We start from the raw sequence: 17464 nt of genomic DNA on the forward strand, positions 1-17464 counted from the left end.
AACGACAACCGGTCAGACCGCCTAGGGCGGTCAGACCGGCGGGCGACTCCTTACTTCTACCAACGCCATGCACTACGAACCCGACGCGCTCTACCATGTTTACAACCGGGGCAATAATGGGCAGCAGCTGTTCTTTATTCCGGAGCATTACCTTCATTTTCTGCGGCTCGTTCGACAGCACCTCGCGCCTTGCGCCAACATCCTGGCATATTGCCTGATGCCCAATCATTTTCACTTTTTGCTACACCCTACGGCGGCGGGCACCCAGCCCACCGCAACGTCAACCAGCACCACCACGCAGCCCATTTCGCGGGCCATTGGCAAGCTGCTCAGCTCGTATAGCCAAGGCCTCAATCAGCAGTTGGGCCGCCAGGGCGGCCTGTTCCAGCCCAAAACCAAAGGCAAGCAGCTGGATGGCCCTTTTCGTGAGGCGAGCTATGCCGCTACTTGCCTGCACTACATTCACCAGAATCCGGTGCGCGCCGGGTTGGCAAATAAGCTGGAAGATTGGCCCTATTCGTCTTACCGCGACTACGCTGGCTTGCGAAGCGGAATGCTGTGCGACCAACTGCTGGGGCAGCACTTGCTGGGCTTGCCGAGTGAAAAGCTAATTTTCGTGCAGGAGTCGGCGGCGGCTATCGACCCGGAGCGGATGCGCGGACGTTGGCTATAGCGTGCCGTTGCCCCGGTCCGACCGCCCTTGGCGGTCGGACCGGTCGTCGTTGTTACGTTGCCCTGCCTTGACCGGTGGCCAGCAGCACGTACCGGTACGCCTTACTTAGCAACGACGACCGGTCGGACCGGCGGGCGGCGCAACACCGGGCCGGTTGGCCACGTCTTTGCCGTGGCCGAACTTCCTTTGTGCCGACTTCGGTTTACTTCCCACCATCGCGGCCACCCGGCTGCGCCCCTTTTGCCCATGACGATACCTTCCCTCCGCCTCTGGCCGCTGGCCGTGGCCCTGCTCGCCGGCCCGACCTTGGCCCGGGCTCAATCGGTAAATGCCCCTTCGACTACTGCTACCCCGCCGGCCGGCGATATGAGCGCCGCCCAGTGGTACCTCAAAGACCCGCAGCTCGACAACGTGCCCGGCGTGGGGGCCAACCGCGCCTACTCGGAAATCCTCAAAAACCTGATTCCGACGCCCGTGGTGGTGGCCGTCATTGATTCCGGGATTGATACGGCGCACGTCGATTTGAAGCCGGTGCTGTGGGTGAACCGAGGCGAAATCGCCGGCAACGGCATCGACGACGACAAGAATGGCTACATCGACGACGTGCACGGCTGGAACTTCCTCGGCGGTCCCGACGGCCGCAACGTGAACGCCGAAAGCCTGGAGATGACCCGCATCGTGGCCGCCGGCCGCAAGCGCTTCAAGGGCATTACGGCCAAAACCGTGAAGCCAGCCGACAAGGTCGATTTTGCGCTCTACACCAAGGCCGAAAAAGTATACAAGGCCCGCTTGAAAGAGGAGATGGAGCGCAACCAGCAGGTTGAAAGCATGACCGGCCCCATCACCGACATGGTTGCGGGCATGAAGCAGGCCCTGGGCACCGACAAGCTCGACACCGTGTCCCTGCGCAACGCCCGCCCCGACGACCCCACCCTGAAGCGCGCCGTGGCCGGCATGCTGGAAATGATGCGCCAGACCGGGGCCGCCGACTCCGACGAGCTACTGAAACAGCTGAACGAAGGAGCCAAGCAGGAGCGCAGCATGCTGGATAACTCGCTGAACCTGAATTTCGACCCGCGCGCCGACATCGTGAAGGACAACCCCAACGACGTCAGCCAGCGCTATTATGGCAACAACGACCTGCACGGCCCCGACCCGCTGCACGGCACCCACGTGGCGGGCATTATTGCGGCGGTGCGCACCAATAACCTCGGTATCCAGGGCCTCGCGCCCGACCCGGTGCGCATTATGGTGGTGCGGGCGGTGCCCGACGGCGACGAGCGCGACAAGGACGTGGCCAACGCCATCCGCTACGCCGTGGACAACGGCGCGCAGATTATCAACATGAGCTTCGGCAAGGAGTTCTCGCCCCAGCGCCCGGCCGTGGAGGCCGCCTACAAGTACGCCGCCCAGAAGGGCGTGCTGCTCGTGCACGCCGCCGGCAACGAAAACCACAACCTCGACCTGGAAGACAACTACCCGGCCTCCTTCTACCTCAACAAAACCGCCATCCCCAACCTGCTCACGGTGGGCGCATCGGGCCCGGTTGACAACAGCCACCTCACCGCCGACTTCTCCAACTACAGCCGCAAGGGCGTGGACGTTTTCGCGCCCGGCGTGGGGATTTATAGCACGTTGCCGGGCAGCACTTACGGCAACGAAAGCGGCACCAGCATGGCCTCGCCCGTTACGGCCGGCGTGGCGGCCGTGCTCAAGTCGTACTTCCCCAAGCTCACGGCCACGGATTTGAAGCGCATCATCATGCAGTCGGCCCAGGTGCACCACACCAAGGTGCAGACGCCCGGCGGCGAAAAGCTGGTCGATTTCTCGACCCTCTCGGTGAGCGGCGGCGTGGTGGATATGTACGAAGCCGTTAAGCTGGCGCAGAAAGCTTCGTTGTAACAGGAATTAAAAATTAAAGTTGAAGAATTAAAAATGCCAGTCTGACGATTCAGACTGGCATTTTTAATTCTTCAACTTTAATTTTTAATTCAAATCTGCACGCCCTTCTCTTCTTTCCGAAAGTGGCTTAGTACCAGCTTGTCGCTCAGGCCGGGCAGCCACTTGTTCAGGAAGACGACCAGCTTGCCCTGGCCAGTGAGCACGAGCGTGCGCTGGCGCTGCTGCACGGCGCGCAGAATTTCATCGGCCACGGCTTCGCTGCTCATCATGCTGCCTTCGTCGCGCGGAGACTCGCCCTGCGACGTGCCGTCGGCGGCCAGCGCCGTCTGGCGAATGTTGGAGGCTGTGAAGCCCGGCGCGGCGGTGAGTACGTGCACGCCCTGGTCGAGCAATTCGGTGCGCAGGGCTTCGAGGAAGCCGTTCATGGCAAACTTGGAGGCCGAGTAGCCGGTGCGGCCCGGCAGGCCCCGGTAGCCCGCGATGCTGCTGATGCCCACGATGCTGCCCCTGCTTTTGAGTAGGTGCGGCAGCGCAAACTTGGTGGTGAAGACAGTGCCGAAGAAGTTGGTCTGCATCAGGCGCTTGATGACTTCGAGGTCGGCATCCTGAAAGCGGGCGCGCATGCTGATGCCGGCGTTGTTGAGCAGCACGTCGAGGCCCCCGAAGCGGGCCACGGTGTCGGCCACGGCGCGCTCGGCGGCGGCTTCGTCGCCCACGTCGGCCCGGATGGCGAGGTGGGCCACGCCAGCGGCGGTGAGGGCGGCGGCAGTATCAGCAAGCTTGGTTTCGTCGCGGCCAGTGATGGCCACCTGGTAGCCGGCGCGGCCGAAAGCCAGGGCGCAAGCCCGGCCAATGCCGGACGTGCCGCCGGTGATGAGAACAATAGGTGCGGGCATGAAAACGAAGGAATTAAACGACCGGGCAGAGGGCTGGTCGAAACGAATTGCAGGCGCAAAATTAGGGCTGAGCGGTTGTCATTCCGCCGAACGAGGAATGACAACCGCCCTCGCCGACTTTACCCGGCTTTCTCTTTCGTCGGAAGGACAATTGTTCCGCCAATTTGCGTCGTTCTTCGGAGGGCGCGGGTCGATTTCCAGCATGCATCCCGGCCTTGGCCCGGCACTCGCCAATTAGGTGGCTACCGTCGTCGGTTTATGCTTACATTTAACCACTGAATTCTATTCTTTTTCTTCTTCGTTCTTTATATGACTTCACACCTACGTTTCTGGTTGCGGGGCTGGCCGGTTTTGGCCGGGATGGTGCTAGCCGTGGGCGCGGCGCAAACGGCGCGGGCCCAAACCACCTGTCCCATTGCCGCTACCTGCACGCCGGGCAATGCCAGCAGCGGGCAGGCAGCGTTTTTTGGTATGGGCATTCTGAACGTGACGGTGGGCAACAACCTCATCAACAACACCTCGGCCAACTACTCCGAAGGCTACAAAGACAACAGCTGCACCAAAAACGCGGCCCTGACCGTGGCCCAGCCCTACGCCATCAGCGTGCGCACGGGGCCAAACGTGGCGGAAAACGTGCGCGTCTGGATTGACTACAACAACGACGGGGCCTTCGTTGGGGCCAGCGAGCTGGTGTTCAGCTCCGACAACGCGACCCTGCACACGGGCACCTTCATTCCGCCGGCCACCGCCGTACTGAACACCAACCTGCGCATGCGCGTGGCCGCCGACTTCGCCAACGGCACGGTACCCACCTCATGCTCGACGCCCCAGTACTCGCAGGACGAGGACTACAGCGTGCGGCTTTCGGCCAATGCCAGCCCGCCGGTGGCGGCATTTACGGTGAGTGCCACTACTACCTGCACCGGCACCGTGCAGTTCACCGATGCCAGCCAGAACCTGCCCACCTCCTGGCTCTGGACCTTTGGCGATGGCACCACCAGCACCCTGCAAAACCCCGCGCACCAGTACGCCACGGCCGGCACCTACGCCGTGACGCTGCGCGCCACCAACGCGGCTGGGGCCACCACCAGCGCCGCCACCACCATCACCTACAACACCACGGTGCCGGTGGCGGCCAGCTGCACGCCCCAAACCCAGAGCTACTTTGCCAACTACGGTATCATCCGCTTTCGCCTGGGCTCCATCGATAATACGTCGGCCGACGGCAGCGCCGGCTATCAGGACTTCACCTGCACCCAGCGCACCGAGCTGACGGTAGGCATCAACTATCCGATGATTATTACGACGGGCGGCACCAACCCGCACGACATCCGGGTGTATCTCGACAAGGATAATAATGGCACATTGACTGCCGCCGAGCAGGTTTATGCCAGCGCCATCACGGCCACGCCCGGGGCCACCACCACGTTCAACTTGCCCACCGGCATCGTGCTCAACCAGCCCCTGCGCCTGCGCGTGGTGGCCGATGCCATTGGCAACGTCAGCGGCCCCTGCGCCAACCCGGTGAGTGGCCAGGCCGAAGACTACACGGTCATCGTGCGGGCCAACACGCTGCCGCCCATCATCGATTTCAGCAGCAACTACGTGGCCGGCAGCTGCGTGAACCCGGTGCAGTTCACCGACCAGAGTACCAACCTGCCCACCTCCTGGCTGTGGGACTTTGGCGACGGCGGCACCAGCACCCTGCAAAACCCCGCGCACCAGTACGCCGCCACCGGCAGCTACAACGTGACACTAACCGCCACCAACACCTTCGGCACGGCCTCGAAAACGAGCCCGAACGCCGTGAGCGTGCAGGTTCCCTGCCTCACGTACTGCAGCGCGAACGGCTCGGGCCCGTTCGGCCCCAACGGCCAGGTGCAGAGCAGCCCGTTCTGGATTACGAGCGTGAGCGTGCCCGCGGCCAGCTACGTGAATACCTCGGGCAATGCCCCTGGCGGCTACGCCAGCTACGTGGCCAACCCCATCACCGTCAACCCCGGCGCTACGGTGCCCTTCACGGTGGTCACCAACGTAAGCGTGGTGCACCGCACGGCCGTGTGGATTGACCTGAACCAGAACGGCGTGTTCGACAACAGTGAGCTGGTGGCCACGGGCATCAGCACCAGCGGCACGGCGGCGGGCACCTTCTCGGGTTCATTCACGGTACCCGCCGCCACGCGCCCGCTCACAACCCGCATGCGGGTGCTGGTGCAAGCCAACGCCAATACCAACGTGCCCAACCCGTGCAGCGTGAACCTACTGAACGCCGAGGTGGAAGACTACCTGCTGCGGGTGCAGCCCCTGGCCACGCGCAGCGAGCTGGCCCTGCCCAGCCTCAGCCTCTACCCTACCCCCACGCTGGACGGCCGCCTGCGCCTGGCCCTGACCGATGCCCGCGCCGCCGGCCTCTACACCACCGAAGTGCGCAACCTGCTGGGTGCTATACTGCTGCACACCACCCTGCGCCTGAGCCCCGCTGAGGCCGAGCTCGACCTGAGCGCCCTGCCCGCCGGCGTGTATGTGCTTCAGCTGCGCGATGCCCTGGGCCAGACCGCCACGCGCCGCGTGGTGCGGCAGTAATAGTTATTGGTTGTTAGTGGTCAGGCACTCAGGATTATTAGTCCTGAGTGCCTGACCACAAAACCCACCTGAGCAACTGACAACGACCATCCCTCCCCCTCATTCCTGTTTATGCTTCCAACCTTACTACGCCGCTTGCGGGAATCATTGCTGCTGCTGGTTTTGCTTGTTTCGGCCGGCTATCAGGCCCGGGCTACCCACCTGCTGGGCGGCGAGATGAGCTACCGCTACCTCGATGCCAATGGCCCGACGGCCACGCCGTTCCGCTACGAAATCACGGCCAACATCTACTACAACGGCTTGTACACGGTGGCCAATCCGAGTGGCATTGCCGCGCCGCCCGCCCAGATACAGTTTGACCTGTATAATAAGACGACGACGAACCGGATTTTATCCATTTCGGCCCCGCGCGTGGGGCCGCTGGGCAACCCGGTATACCCGCCTACCCCGCAGGGCTGCGCCGTGCAGGGTCCCAGCCAGCCGTTTTATCTGTCTAAGTACGTGCAGATAGTGAACCTGCCGGTATCGTTCGACGGCTACTACGCGGTATTCACGCTGGCCGCCCGCAACACCACGCTCACCAACATCAACAACCCCGGGGGAAACGGGGGCGGCAACGTACCCATGACGCTGTATGTGAGCATGGCCCCGCCGCTGATTGTTAACCGCTCGCCGGTTTTTTCCGATACGGCGGTGGCCATCGTGTGCCAGAACGATACCACCATTTCGCTCAACAATGCCGTGGACCCCGACGGGGACCGGCTGGTGTACTCCTTTGGCACGCCCTACGGCAGCGTTACCAACACGGCTACGTTCCCGCCCCTGCCCCAGCCGGTACCCTACAACGCGGGCTATAGCGGGGCCGCGCCGTTTGGGCAGGGGCCGGGCAACTTCGCCCTCATCAATGCCAATACGGGCATCGCCAAGTATGGGGCCAAAACCAACGGCCTTTATGGCATCGCCGTGGACGTGGCCGAGTATCGCACCATCAACGGGCGCGAGGTGCTGATAGGCACCACCCGGCGCGACTTGCAGCTGGTGGTATCGACCTGCCCGCCCACGCCGCCGCCGGTGCTGCCGCCGGCCCTGACCACGCCGCGGAACTATACTATTGAGGAAGGCGAAACACTGAGCATTCCGATTACAGCCACGCAGGCTACCGGCGGCCACCCGCTGCTGATGACCGTGAACAGCGCCCTGCTCGACGGCAGCGGGCCGTTCAATGCCACCTTCAACGGCAGCCAGGGCACCGTGCAGCCGGGCAACCTCACGGGTACGGCCACGGCTACCGGCACGGGCACGGTGTCGGGCACGTTCGTATTCAACTCGGTATGCGGCAACGGCCGCGTCACGCCCTACGACCTGAGCGTGACCGTGCGCGACAACGGCTGCGGCGGCAAGCTGACCTCCGACGTATTTCGCATCACGGTGAACCGGGCAGCGGCTCCGACCGGCTTCAGCGGCCCGACCACGGTGTGCGACCGCACCACGGTGCTCAGCTACACCGCCACCGGCCCGGCCTCGGCCTCATACCGCTGGCGCGTGACCGGCGGCACCATTGCCAGCGGGCAGGGCACGAGTAGCATCAACGTGACCTTCCCGGGCACGGCCACCACGGGCAGCGTGTCGCTGAAGGGCGTGTCGGTCCGCGGCTGCCTCACGGACTCGGTTTTCAAAAACATTGAAATCCGCCCGCTGGCCATTACCGTGTCGGCCACCGCGCCCGCCATCTGCCTCGGCGCTTCGACCACGCTGTCGGTGGCCGGCCAGGCGGGCCTGACTTATAGCTGGACCGGCGGCGGCCAGACCTCGACCGCCACCAGCATCACCGTGGCACCCACCGCCACCACCACCTACACCGTGACGGCCACCGACGGCACCTGCTCGACCACGGCCACCTTTACCGTAACCGTTTACCCCTCCGCCGTAGCCGATGCCGGCCCGGCCCGCATTACCTGCCCCGACGTGCCCGTAGCCATTGGTGCTACGCCCATTGCCGGCACTACCTACGCCTGGAGCCCCGTTACCGGCCTGAGCAGCCCCACCGTGGCCAACCCCACCGTGACGCTGCCCAACACGACTAACGCACCCATTACGACTACTTACACCCTCACGGCAACCACGACCAACGGCTGCGTGGGTACCGGCACCGTCGTTGTGACCGTGAACCCGGCCCCCGTGGTGAACGCCGGCCCCGACGTGGCCGTGTGCGACCGCAAGCAGGTAACCCTGGGCACGCCCGCGGTGCCGGGCTACACCTACAGTTGGAGCCCCGCCACTGGCCTGAGCAGCAGCACCGTCGCCCAGCCCGTGTTTACGGGGGCGAACCTCACCGCCAACGTACTCACGCTGACTTATACCCTCACGGCGACTAGCGGCAATGGCTGCCCCAATTCGGATGCCGTCGTTATCACCGTTAACCCGCGGCCAATGGCCGAATCCATTGCGGGGCCAACTTCGGTTTGCCCCACCGTGACGGGCGTAACTTATTCGGTGCCCAACCCGGCGGCAACTGACTACCGCTGGCTGGTGGTGGGCGGCACCTTGGCCAGCGGCCAGGGTACGCCCAGCATCACCGTGGACTGGGGCACGGCCAGCCCCAGCGGAGCGGTAAAGGTGTACCGCTTCAACGCCCAAGGCTGCTCCTCCGACACCACCGTGCTCCCCGTTATCATCAACCAGCGCCTGCAAACGGTGCGGCCCACCGGCCCCGGCGACATCGTAGCCGTGGCTCCGCTGCCGCGCGCCGTGTGTCAGGCCGATGGCCCTTACACCTACGCCAGCGGCACGTTCGCCACCGGCTCGTCGTTCTCCTGGACCATCATTGGCGGCACGCAGGTGAGCAGCACCCGCAACACCGTAACGGTGGCCTGGAACCCGGTCCTGGTGCCCACCATCGGCAAGATTGTGGCGACCGAAACCAGCAACCCGTCGGGCGGCATCTGCCGCGGCACTTCCGACACGCTCCGGGTGCTTGTCAACCCCTCGCCTCGTTCCAACCTGGCCATCGTGGCCCCGGCGCGGGTGTGCGCAGGCAGCGGCGCGGCTACGTTTAGCCTGCCCGGTGGCTTCGCCAGTTCCAGCTACGTGTTTAAACTCGATGGCAACATCCTGCCCGGCACCGGCAGCACCCGCACGCTGGCCACGCTGCCCGCGCCCGGCACCTACACCCTCACGGTGCAGGAAACCACGGCCGCCCCGGGCAGCTGCGTGGGGCCCTTGTACACTACGCCCTTTGTGGTGGCCCCGCTGCCGGTAGCCCCGGTAATCTCGGGCTCGGGCTTCGTGTGCAACACGGCCACGCCGCAGCAGTATGCCATTGCCAACCCCAGCCCCGGCGCTACCTACCAGTGGACGGTGGTGGGCGGCCGCGTAACGACGGGCGGCACCGGCCCGCAGGTCACCATCACCTTCAACCCTACCGGCCCCTACTCGGTGAGTGCCGTGGAGGTGAGCGCCGCGCCCAACCTGTGCGCCGGCCCCGCCGCTACCCGCGTTATTCTGCCCGACAACCCCACGCTGGCACTCACCAACGTGTCGGTTGATGCCACCAGCAACAGCCGCGTCATCGTGAGCCTGAGTGCGCCCAACAGCGCCAACACCCCCAATCCGGTGCGGATTCTGCGCCGCGTGGCGGGCTCGGGCGCGGCCTTTGCTCCGGTGGGCACGGTAGCGGCTTCGGCCACTTCCTACACTGATAACAACGCCCTTGATGCCAACGCCAACTCCTATGAGTACCAGCTCGACCTCACCAACGGCTGCGGCACCCTGCTACCCACCACCGTGGCTCAGACTATCCGCCTCACGGCTACGCCCACGGCCGGACCCGGCGGCCGCGACCAGGGCAGCGTCGCGCTCGCCTGGAATGGCTATGTGGGCTTCGCGGTGAAAGGCTACGAAATATACCGCCGCCTCGACAACGGTAGTAGCGTCCTGCTGGCCTCCGTGCCCGCCGCCACCCGCACCTATACCACTACCAACACCGACCCCGGTCGCACGGCCACCGGCCTGGGCTTCGCCGAAAACTTCCGGGTGGTGGCCCTGAGCACCGATGCCACGGCCCTGCGCTCGAACTCGAACGAGACGGCGGCCAACTTCGCCAATGCCATCAGCACCTATAACATCATCACTCCCAACCGCGACGGCAAAAACGACGTGCTCGTGATTGACAACATCCAGCTTTACCCCGGCAACACGCTGGCCATCTTTAACCGCTGGGGCCGCGAGGTGTACAAAACCACCAACTACCAGAACAACTGGGGCCAGGACGACAACCTCGCCGCTGGCAACTACTTCTACCTGTTGAAACTACCCGACGGCAGCACCCGCAAAAACTGGTTTGAGGTGGTGAAGTAGGCCATAGATTAGCTCGGATTTTACCAGATTTCACAAATTATGTAGCCGACTAGCTTACTGGAAAAGGCCCGCCGATTGGCGGGCCTTTTTTTTGGCAAAACCCCTCCCGCTGCCCGCGTACCTTTGCAGCATTACCGCCCGCAACGCTATGTCCCGCAAAATCACCAAAGCCTCTAAAAACTTACCCGTCGACGCTCTCCAGAATATCCTGATTCAGGACATGGTGGCCGAAGGCAAATGCATGGTTCGCCTCGATAACCTCGTCATCTTCGTGTCGCAGGTCGCCCCCGGCGATGTCGTGGACCTGCGCATCATCCGCGCCAAAAAGAACTTCCTCGAAGCCGTGCCCACGGCGTTTCATAAATATTCGGAACTGCGCACTACGCCGTTTTGCCAGCACTTCGGCGTCTGCGGCGGCTGCAAGTGGCAGCATCTCGGCTACGATTCGCAACTGCACTTCAAGCAGCAGCAGGTCATCGACCAGCTCACCCGCATCGGCAAGGTGGCCCTGCCCGAGATTCCGTTCATCCTCGCCTCGCCCCAGCGCACCTACTACCGCAACAAGCTCGAATACACCTTCAGCGACAACGGCTGGCTGACCCAGGAGCAAATCGACGACGATACCCAGACCTTTGACCGCCACGTGCTGGGCTTCCACACCCCCGCCCGTTTCGATAAGATTATCGACGTGCAGCACTGCCACCTCCAGGCCGAGCCCAGCAACGAAATCCGCCTATTCATCCGCGACTACGGCCGCGAGCACGGCCTCGAATTCGGCAACATGGTGCGCCAGACCGGCAACCTGCGCAACCTCATCATCCGCACCGCCCAGAGCACCGGCGAAATCATGGTGATTCTGCAGTGCTACCGCCCCCACGACAGCATCGAGCCGCTGCTCGATGCCCTCTACGCCAAATTCCCCGGCATCACCTCCCTGAACTACGTCCTCAACAGCAAGGGCAACGAAACCTTCCACGACCTCGAGGTCATCACCTTCAAAGGCAAGCCCTACATCGAGGAAGAAATGGAAGGCCTGCGCTTCCGCATCGGCCCCAAGTCCTTCTACCAAACCAACTCCGAAGGCGCCCACCAGCTCTACAAAGTGGCCCGCGACTTCGCCGACCTCAAAGGCGATGAGCTGGTGTACGACCTCTACACGGGGGCCGGCACCATCGCCAGCTTCGTGGCCCACCAGGCCCGCAAAGTCATCGGTGTCGAGTACGTGGAGCAGGCCGTGGCCGACGCCCACGTCAACGCCGAAATCAACAACATCACCAACACCGAGTTCTACGCCGGCGACATGAAGGACATCCTCACCGCCGAGTTCACCGCCCGCCACGGCCGCCCCGACGTCCTCATCACCGACCCGCCCCGCGCCGGCATGCACCCCGACGTGGTGGCCCGCCTCCTGGAGCTGCGCGCCCCCCGCATCGTCTACATCAGCTGCAACCCCGCCACCCAGGCCCGCGACTTAGAGCTGCTCGACGCCGCCTATAAAGTCACCCGCGTGCAGCCGGTGGATATGTTCCCCCACACCCACCACGTAGAGAATGTGGTGGCGCTGGAGTTGAAGTAAGGTAAATCCTGGCCGAAATGAAAAGCTACGCTCTTGCTTCCACACTTGCATTAGTAATTGGGTGGATTGCCGCAATACTGTTTCACAGCATTTTCTCGATTTCGGTATATGGTAGCCTTCGGGGCGGAGATTTAGGCGTAGTTACTTTTTGGTCTTTCGTGTTTATGATGCTTGCAAACGGGTTTTTCATACAATTACCTCAAAGTGCAATAAGCCAATTTTGCCGCCGTACTAGCCGGTCAAATTTCATTTTGACTTCTATTCTATACGCCCTTGCATGTTTTACCATATTAATAGGTTGGTTATGGATTCAAGCTATTTATAACGACAATAACCGCTCATTTGGAATAGTTGTCTATTCACAAGCGGCCATCATTGGTTTAGGCTTTGGATTCTTTTTTCCACGCTTATGGAAGTATGCTACGCCTTCGTAAATAATTAAAATGGACTACTTCAACGACCCCGAACTCAACGGCAAATACCTCGGCACCATCACCAAGGATTTCGTCGTCGTGTCCGACACCCTGCTCGAAGCCTCTTCCCAGATTCGCAAGGGCGACTTCAGCCAATACCCCATTTTCGTGTTTGCCAAGCAGGAAGTGCCTCTCGGCGGCCTCCTCGTCAATGCCGACGACCTGAACCTGGACTGGCACGTTTTCGCCAGCTACCTGGAGCTGTTCGTGCAGCAAGGCATCATCGAACCCGATGGCGTGAATTATTTCCAAGCCAATTACAAGGATGCCGACGAATTCTGCTGTCTCTTCGTGCTGGATAAGGAGTTTACAAAATTTGTGTTCGTGCCCTATCCGGAGGATTAGTTTCCAGTAATTCAGGCGCAAAAAAGAACGTCATGCTGAGCGAAGTCGAAGCATCTCTACCGCAGCAACAACTAATTACTATTGCGGTAGAGATGCTTGGGCTTCACTCAGCATGACGTTCGGGTTTTCTATCTAACCGGAATCTTAATTGCGGCGCTGCACCGGCAAATCTTCCAGCTGCGCGTAGCTCAGCTTCCAGGTATTATCGGCGGCTTTTTTCCAAAGGAAAATGTAGTTGCCCTCGCCGAAGCCGGCGGGCTCGCCGGGGGCGGCGGGCTGCACATCGACCGAGAACGTGCCGGCCTCGTAGGCGCTGTTGTCGTCGGTGTTGCTGCTGCTCACGCTGGTTTTGAGGTTGGCGATGGTCGGAATCGTGGCGCTCACCCATTTCTGGCCTACCTCGTCCTTGCCCTTCCAGTGGGCGTTGCCCTGCACGAAGGTGATGTCATCGGCCATCATGCCGCTAATTTTGCCCGTGTCACGGCTATTCCAGGCCGTGATAAAATCGCGGTTCAGGTTCTGCACGTTGGCCGTATCGGCGGCGGGTGCTTTCGAGCAGGAGGAAGTGAGGGCGGCGGCGGCCAGCAACAGGCTACAAACAAGGGATTTCATACATCCGGGGAATTGGTGAAAGAAATAGTGGCGGGCCGCAATGCCCACCGTGGCAATTGGTCAGAAAACAATCAACCCCCAGGCGCGGGTGCCCAGGGGTTGCAAGAGGAAGCAAAGCAGAAATTACCAGCTTTTCCGACGGTACTCCGACGTACCATAGGGGTGCGAAGCGTCACCGTACGACGTATTGGGCAGGTAAGTATTCGAAGCGGCGGGCACCGTGGCGGGCTGCATACCGCCCACCATGGCGTTCGAAGCCGACAGACTGTTAACGGGTACCAACGCCGTTTGCGTGGTGCGGGTAGTCGTCGTCTGGCGGTTGCGGGACAAAGCCAGCTCACGGCGGTATTCGGCTTCACGAGCAGCTACGGCGCGCTGTTGGGCGGCGGCGGCAGCCCGTTGCTTGCGCTTGTTGTCGATGTGCTTGCCAACGCCGTAGCCAATAGCGCCACCAGCCACGCCGCCAACTACGCCGCCCACGGCCCGGTTGCGCTTGTTGATGATGGCTCCGGCTGCCGCGCCACCCAGGCCACCAATGACGGCACCCTTGGCCTGTGGGCTCCACTGAGCGCGGGCTTCGGGAGCGTGAAACGAAGTGAGCAGGATAATCAGAGCGAAAAGATAGGGGAGCTTATTCATGGCCGAAATCATTAAGGAATGAGAGAATTACTCGGAACGTAAAGGCCGACTTGACAAGGAGCGTGCCAGTTCCGAAAAGCCCCGAACTGCCGGGCTAAACGGTAGCGGCCCCAAAAGGTTGACTATCGCCTTGGTTAGGTCATTAAAAGCTGCTCCAGCCCTGCGCCTGCAACGGCACCGCTTGGCCCGCTTTGGTCACCAGGTTGGCCCCGTCGGACTTATCGGTAAGGTGGCCGATGATGGTGATATCGGGGTGATTTTTGATTTTTTCGTGGTCCGTAACCGGCACCGTGAACAGCAGCTCGTAGTCCTCGCCGCCGTTGAGGGCGCAGGTGAGCGGGTCGAGGTTGAATTCGGCGGCCGCTTCGAGCGTGGGGTTTGCCAGGGGCAGGAACTCGGTGAACACCCGCGCCCCTGTGCCGCTGGCCGTGCACAGGTGCAACACCTCGGAGGCCAGCCCATCCGAAATATCAATCATGCTGGTGGGCCGAATGCCGCGCTCGCGCAGCTCGTGCACAATGTCGAGGCGGGCCTCGGGGCGCAGCTGGCGCTGCACAATGTACTCGTAGGTAGCCAGTTCGGGCTGGGTTTCGGGGTCGGCCATGAAGGCCTGCTTTTCGCGCTCCAGCACCTGCAGGCCCAGGAAAGCCCCCCCCAGGTCGCCGGTTACGCACAGCAGGTCAGTGGGCTTGCCACCGCTCCGGCGCACGGCCTCACCGGCCGCCACCTCGCCCAGCACGGTGATGGCCAGCGTGAGGCCACCCCGGCTGGCCGTAGTGTCGCCTCCCACCAGGTCCACGTTGTAGGCCTCGCAGGCCAGGCGCATGCCGGCATACAGCTCCTCAATGGCCTCTACGGTGAAGCGCGGCCCGGCCGAGAGGGCCACCACCAGCTGCGTGGGCAGGGCATTCATGGCGGCCACGTCCGATACGTTCACGGCCACGGCCTTGTAGCCCAGGTGGCGCAACGGGCAGAACGACAGGTCGAAGTGAATGCCTTCCACGAGCAAGTCGGTGGTCATCACGGTATCAGTGCCGGCCGTGGGCCGGATGATGGCAGCATCATCACCAATGCCCAGCACCGTACCGGGCTGGCGCGTGCTGATGCCCGCTTGCAGGCGGCGGATGAGGGCAAATTCGCCAATGGCGGAGAGCGGAGTGAGGTTCTCGGGCATGTTTTTCAATTAACAGTTATCCGTGAGCAGTTGGCCCACGTTTATTTGCGAAATGGGCATCGCGGCTGATTTGGCAGGCCCAAAAGTACGTTCACAAAAAAAGAGAGGGAATTACTTCCCTCTCTTTTAACTGTTGCTGAAGCCTTTGTTTAGCCGGGAACCGTTACTTAAACCTGCGTGGTCGCTCGTAACTGCGCCCCACTCATTGCCCCTACTGCACCACCAGCTCTTTGTAGATTTTGGTCTGGCCGTCGGCGCTCAGAATCTGCACGAAGTACAGGCCGGGCGTCAGGGCTGAGATGTTGAGCGTGAGTTTCTCCTGGCCCAGGCCCTTCGCCTCAGCGCTGATAGCCTGACCCAGATTATTGAGTACGGTGACGCGGCCCACCTTGGCATCCTTTATCTCAACTGTGGCCAAGCCATGAGCCGGGTTGGGGTACACACTGATGTTGGCATCGAACTTAGCCAACGTAGCCAACGTCGTTTGGTAGGCACCGAAAGGGCCTTTGTAGTCAAGGTGTTCGCCCAGGAGGTCATACGACTGGCCAGCGGCATTGGTCGTTGTCGTGCCGGGAGGCGTGGCGTAGCTGTAGGCAACCCATTCGTCGGCAATGTTGTAGCCGCTGGCATATGCACCGCCCGGAGCCGGGCCATAGGTAGTGGCAGTGGTGCTACGCACGCCTTTCGAAACGCTGACGCGACGCGTAAGCGACATATTTTCCGAAACTACTTCGGGCACAAACGTGGTGGTGCCAAAGGGCGGGTCGAGGGGGTTGGTGCCCCGCCAGTTGCCTTCGGGCGAAGTCGTTCCGGTGCGATTAGGAGGGTTCTGCCCGATTACGCCGATGAGGTCGACAATAACTCCGATGCCCGTGCCGGCCGTTACGGGATAGCGCACCAGGGCCACCGCGTCGTTGCCATTAAAATAAACCGTGCCACCACCAAAAAGGACGGTACCACCAATCGGCTGCGGGGCGTGGCCCACGCTAAACTGGTCGGCCTTGGTGCGGATAGTTGGCAGCGTAGCTTCGCCCGAAGCCAGCACGAAAGTCTGGCGCGAAAGCACCGAGTTGGTGCCGACCGGCTGCTGGGTGGCATTGCTACGGAGCAAACGTTCTTCCTCGGTGAAATTCAGGTTGCCGTTGGAGTAGCGACGCACCGAGTATGGGTTCAGGCTGACCGCCGAGGTAGTAGGATTGAAGATTTCGATGGCGCGCTCGCTGCCGGTGGAGGGCGACGAGGCCCCCCCGTAGACCGTACCTGACGAATGCGACCCTTCGTCGTACTCAGAAAAGAACAGCTCCGTGCCTTGGGCATGAGCCGCGCCGACCACCAAAAGGGCCGCCGAGAGTAGCAAGTAATGTTTTTTCATAATATCTGCGCGTGAGAAAGTCGATGCTTTGCAAAGATAGGGACGCCGAAAGAATTAAGGTGCTATGTTAACATTAGCATCTCCGAAAATGATGAACGAAAGTCAATGCTGGTCAATCGATAAGCATTTGACGCACTATTCTGGTCACCGGCTTAAAGGTGGGCAACTTTCTCTTGCTAACGAGCGTTAGCAAGGCTATATTTGTACCGTAAATGATATCCTCCGCTCCTACCCGCTCGCGCAAAGCCCAGATTGACCGCACGGCCACCGCGCTGTTTCGGACCCGGGGCTATGCCGCGACCAGCATGCGCGAGTTGGCCACCGCGCTGGGCCTGGAGGCGGGCAGCCTGTATTCCCACATCAAATCGAAGGAGGAAATCCTCCACCGCGTATGCTTCGGGCTAGCGGCCGATTTTTTTCTGGCCTTCGACCAGGCCATCTCCGATTCTTCTATACCCGTAGCCATTCAGCTCCGGCAAGCCCTCGAAGCCCACGTGCGGGTACTCACCCGCGATGGGGCAGCCTCGGCGGTATTTCTGCACGAGTGGCGGCATCTGAGCGAGCCGGGCCGGGCTGAGTTCCTGGTTTTGCGTGACCGCTACGAAGCCGGTTTTCGTACGCTGATTACCCAGGGAGTTACCGAGGGCCAGCTGCATACCCCCGATGCCGCTTTCGCCACCCTCACCCTATTGGCCAGCCTGAACTGGCTACCAAGCTGGTATCGGCCCGAGGGCAAGCTCGGCCCCGATGAAATTGCCCACCGCCTGGCCGAGCAGCTGCTGGGCGGGCTTCTTAAATCGTAGCGCGTGCTGCTGACCTTTGCCGCTTCAGTAGTTTGCTCGTAGCCTAATTCTTTCTCACCC

Annotated in this window: 14 protein-coding genes; 9 read left to right on the plus strand and 5 right to left on the minus strand. The window is 61.9% G+C overall.

The genetic code is table 11. From position 1 onward, the window contains the following. The first annotated feature begins 67 nt into the window (after positions 1-67). Both ABIB44_RS04915 and ABIB44_RS04920 read left to right on the plus strand, forming a co-directional pair. A complete protein-coding gene (locus tag ABIB44_RS04915; protein ID WP_354583501.1) occupies positions 68-673 on the plus strand; it encodes a transposase in 606 nt (201 codons plus the stop codon). 246 nt (positions 674-919) lie between these two features. After that, positions 920-2575: a S8 family peptidase gene (locus ABIB44_RS04920; RefSeq protein ID WP_354583502.1), complete on the plus strand. Its 1656-nt coding sequence runs from the start codon at positions 920-922 to the stop codon at positions 2573-2575. 89 nt (positions 2576-2664) lie between these two features. On the opposite strand, the gene ABIB44_RS04925 is transcribed toward ABIB44_RS04920, so the two are convergent. Beyond that, positions 2665-3471, minus strand: a complete 807-nt coding sequence (locus tag ABIB44_RS04925; protein ID WP_354583503.1) for an SDR family oxidoreductase — start codon at positions 3469-3471, stop codon at positions 2665-2667. Between ABIB44_RS04925 and ABIB44_RS04930 the strand changes: the two genes are divergently transcribed. The 6 genes from ABIB44_RS04930 to ABIB44_RS04955 all read left to right on the plus strand — a co-directional run bounded on the left by ABIB44_RS04930 (position 3470) and on the right by ABIB44_RS04955 (position 12804). Beyond that, a complete protein-coding gene (locus tag ABIB44_RS04930) occupies positions 3470-3709 on the plus strand; it encodes a hypothetical protein (protein ID WP_354583504.1) in 240 nt (79 codons plus the stop codon). The two genes, ABIB44_RS04925 and ABIB44_RS04930, sit on opposite strands and share 2 nt — an antisense overlap. A 71-nt stretch (positions 3710-3780) precedes the next feature. Further along, on the plus strand, positions 3781-6054 hold the full coding sequence (locus tag ABIB44_RS04935) for a GEVED domain-containing protein (protein ID WP_354583505.1): 2274 nt from the start codon (positions 3781-3783) through the stop codon (positions 6052-6054). A gap of 111 nt (positions 6055-6165) precedes the next feature. Further along, on the plus strand, positions 6166-10410 hold the full coding sequence (locus tag ABIB44_RS04940) for a PKD-like domain-containing protein (protein WP_354583506.1): 4245 nt from the start codon (positions 6166-6168) through the stop codon (positions 10408-10410). Positions 10411-10558: 148 nt separating this feature from the next. Beyond that, the gene (gene rlmD / locus ABIB44_RS04945; RefSeq protein ID WP_354583507.1) at positions 10559-11986 is read left to right on the plus strand and encodes a 23S rRNA (uracil(1939)-C(5))-methyltransferase RlmD; all 1428 of its coding nucleotides are present in this window, start codon (positions 10559-10561) and stop codon (positions 11984-11986) included. Positions 11987-12003: 17 nt separating this feature from the next. Then, positions 12004-12420, plus strand: a complete 417-nt coding sequence (locus ABIB44_RS04950) for a hypothetical protein (protein ID WP_354583508.1) — start codon at positions 12004-12006, stop codon at positions 12418-12420. 9 nt (positions 12421-12429) lie between these two features. After that, a complete protein-coding gene (locus ABIB44_RS04955) occupies positions 12430-12804 on the plus strand; it encodes a hypothetical protein (RefSeq protein ID WP_354583509.1) in 375 nt (124 codons plus the stop codon). Positions 12805-12948: 144 nt separating this feature from the next. Here ABIB44_RS04955 and ABIB44_RS04960 read toward each other — a convergent pair whose 3' ends face one another. The 4 genes from ABIB44_RS04960 to ABIB44_RS04975 form a co-directional block, all read right to left on the minus strand. Next, positions 12949-13416, minus strand: a complete 468-nt coding sequence (locus ABIB44_RS04960) for a YybH family protein (protein WP_354583510.1) — start codon at positions 13414-13416, stop codon at positions 12949-12951. A gap of 123 nt (positions 13417-13539) precedes the next feature. Continuing rightward, positions 13540-14055 (minus strand): YMGG-like glycine zipper-containing protein, encoded by a 516-nt coding sequence (locus ABIB44_RS04965; RefSeq protein WP_354583511.1) that lies wholly within the window; start codon positions 14053-14055, stop codon positions 13540-13542. Between the two features lie 142 nt (positions 14056-14197). Further along, entirely contained in the window at positions 14198-15229 is a 1032-nt protein-coding gene (thiL, locus tag ABIB44_RS04970) for a thiamine-phosphate kinase (RefSeq protein ID WP_354583512.1), read from the minus strand. A 211-nt stretch (positions 15230-15440) separates the two neighbouring features. After that, positions 15441-16601, minus strand: a complete 1161-nt coding sequence (locus ABIB44_RS04975) for a T9SS type A sorting domain-containing protein (protein WP_354583513.1) — start codon at positions 16599-16601, stop codon at positions 15441-15443. A 212-nt stretch (positions 16602-16813) separates the two neighbouring features. On the opposite strand from ABIB44_RS04975, the gene ABIB44_RS04980 reads away from it, so the two are divergent. Then, positions 16814-17404, plus strand: coding sequence for a TetR/AcrR family transcriptional regulator (locus tag ABIB44_RS04980; protein ID WP_354583514.1), 591 nt, complete (start codon positions 16814-16816; stop codon positions 17402-17404). The last annotated feature ends 60 nt before the right edge of the window (positions 17405-17464 follow it).

The organism is Hymenobacter sp. UYCo722 (assembly GCF_040547115.1).
Classification (GTDB): domain Bacteria; phylum Bacteroidota; class Bacteroidia; order Cytophagales; family Hymenobacteraceae; genus Hymenobacter.

What these genes read in the sequence shown, in the direction of transcription:
- ABIB44_RS04920 (WP_354583502.1), top strand. Translation starts at nt 920, where the DNA reads ATGACGATACCTTCCCTCCGCCTCTGGCCGCTGGCCGTGGCCCTGCTC.
- ABIB44_RS04935 (WP_354583505.1), top strand. Translation starts at nt 3,781, where the DNA reads ATGACTTCACACCTACGTTTCTGGTTGCGGGGCTGGCCGGTTTTGGCC.
- ABIB44_RS04930 (WP_354583504.1), top strand. Translation starts at nt 3,470, where the DNA reads ATGAAAACGAAGGAATTAAACGACCGGGCAGAGGGCTGGTCGAAACGA.
- ABIB44_RS04965 (WP_354583511.1), bottom strand. Translation starts at nt 14,055, where the DNA reads ATGAATAAGCTCCCCTATCTTTTCGCTCTGATTATCCTGCTCACTTCG.
- ABIB44_RS04925 (WP_354583503.1), bottom strand. Translation starts at nt 3,471, where the DNA reads ATGCCCGCACCTATTGTTCTCATCACCGGCGGCACGTCCGGCATTGGC.
- ABIB44_RS04975 (WP_354583513.1), bottom strand. Translation starts at nt 16,601, where the DNA reads ATGAAAAAACATTACTTGCTACTCTCGGCGGCCCTTTTGGTGGTCGGC.
- ABIB44_RS04940 (WP_354583506.1), top strand. Translation starts at nt 6,166, where the DNA reads ATGCTTCCAACCTTACTACGCCGCTTGCGGGAATCATTGCTGCTGCTG.
- ABIB44_RS04915 (WP_354583501.1), top strand. Translation starts at nt 68, where the DNA reads ATGCACTACGAACCCGACGCGCTCTACCATGTTTACAACCGGGGCAAT.
- thiL (WP_354583512.1), bottom strand. Translation starts at nt 15,229, where the DNA reads ATGCCCGAGAACCTCACTCCGCTCTCCGCCATTGGCGAATTTGCCCTC.
- ABIB44_RS04955 (WP_354583509.1), top strand. Translation starts at nt 12,430, where the DNA reads ATGGACTACTTCAACGACCCCGAACTCAACGGCAAATACCTCGGCACC.
- ABIB44_RS04950 (WP_354583508.1), top strand. Translation starts at nt 12,004, where the DNA reads ATGAAAAGCTACGCTCTTGCTTCCACACTTGCATTAGTAATTGGGTGG.
- ABIB44_RS04960 (WP_354583510.1), bottom strand. Translation starts at nt 13,416, where the DNA reads ATGAAATCCCTTGTTTGTAGCCTGTTGCTGGCCGCCGCCGCCCTCACT.
- ABIB44_RS04980 (WP_354583514.1), top strand. Translation starts at nt 16,814, where the DNA reads ATGATATCCTCCGCTCCTACCCGCTCGCGCAAAGCCCAGATTGACCGC.
- rlmD (WP_354583507.1), top strand. Translation starts at nt 10,559, where the DNA reads ATGTCCCGCAAAATCACCAAAGCCTCTAAAAACTTACCCGTCGACGCT.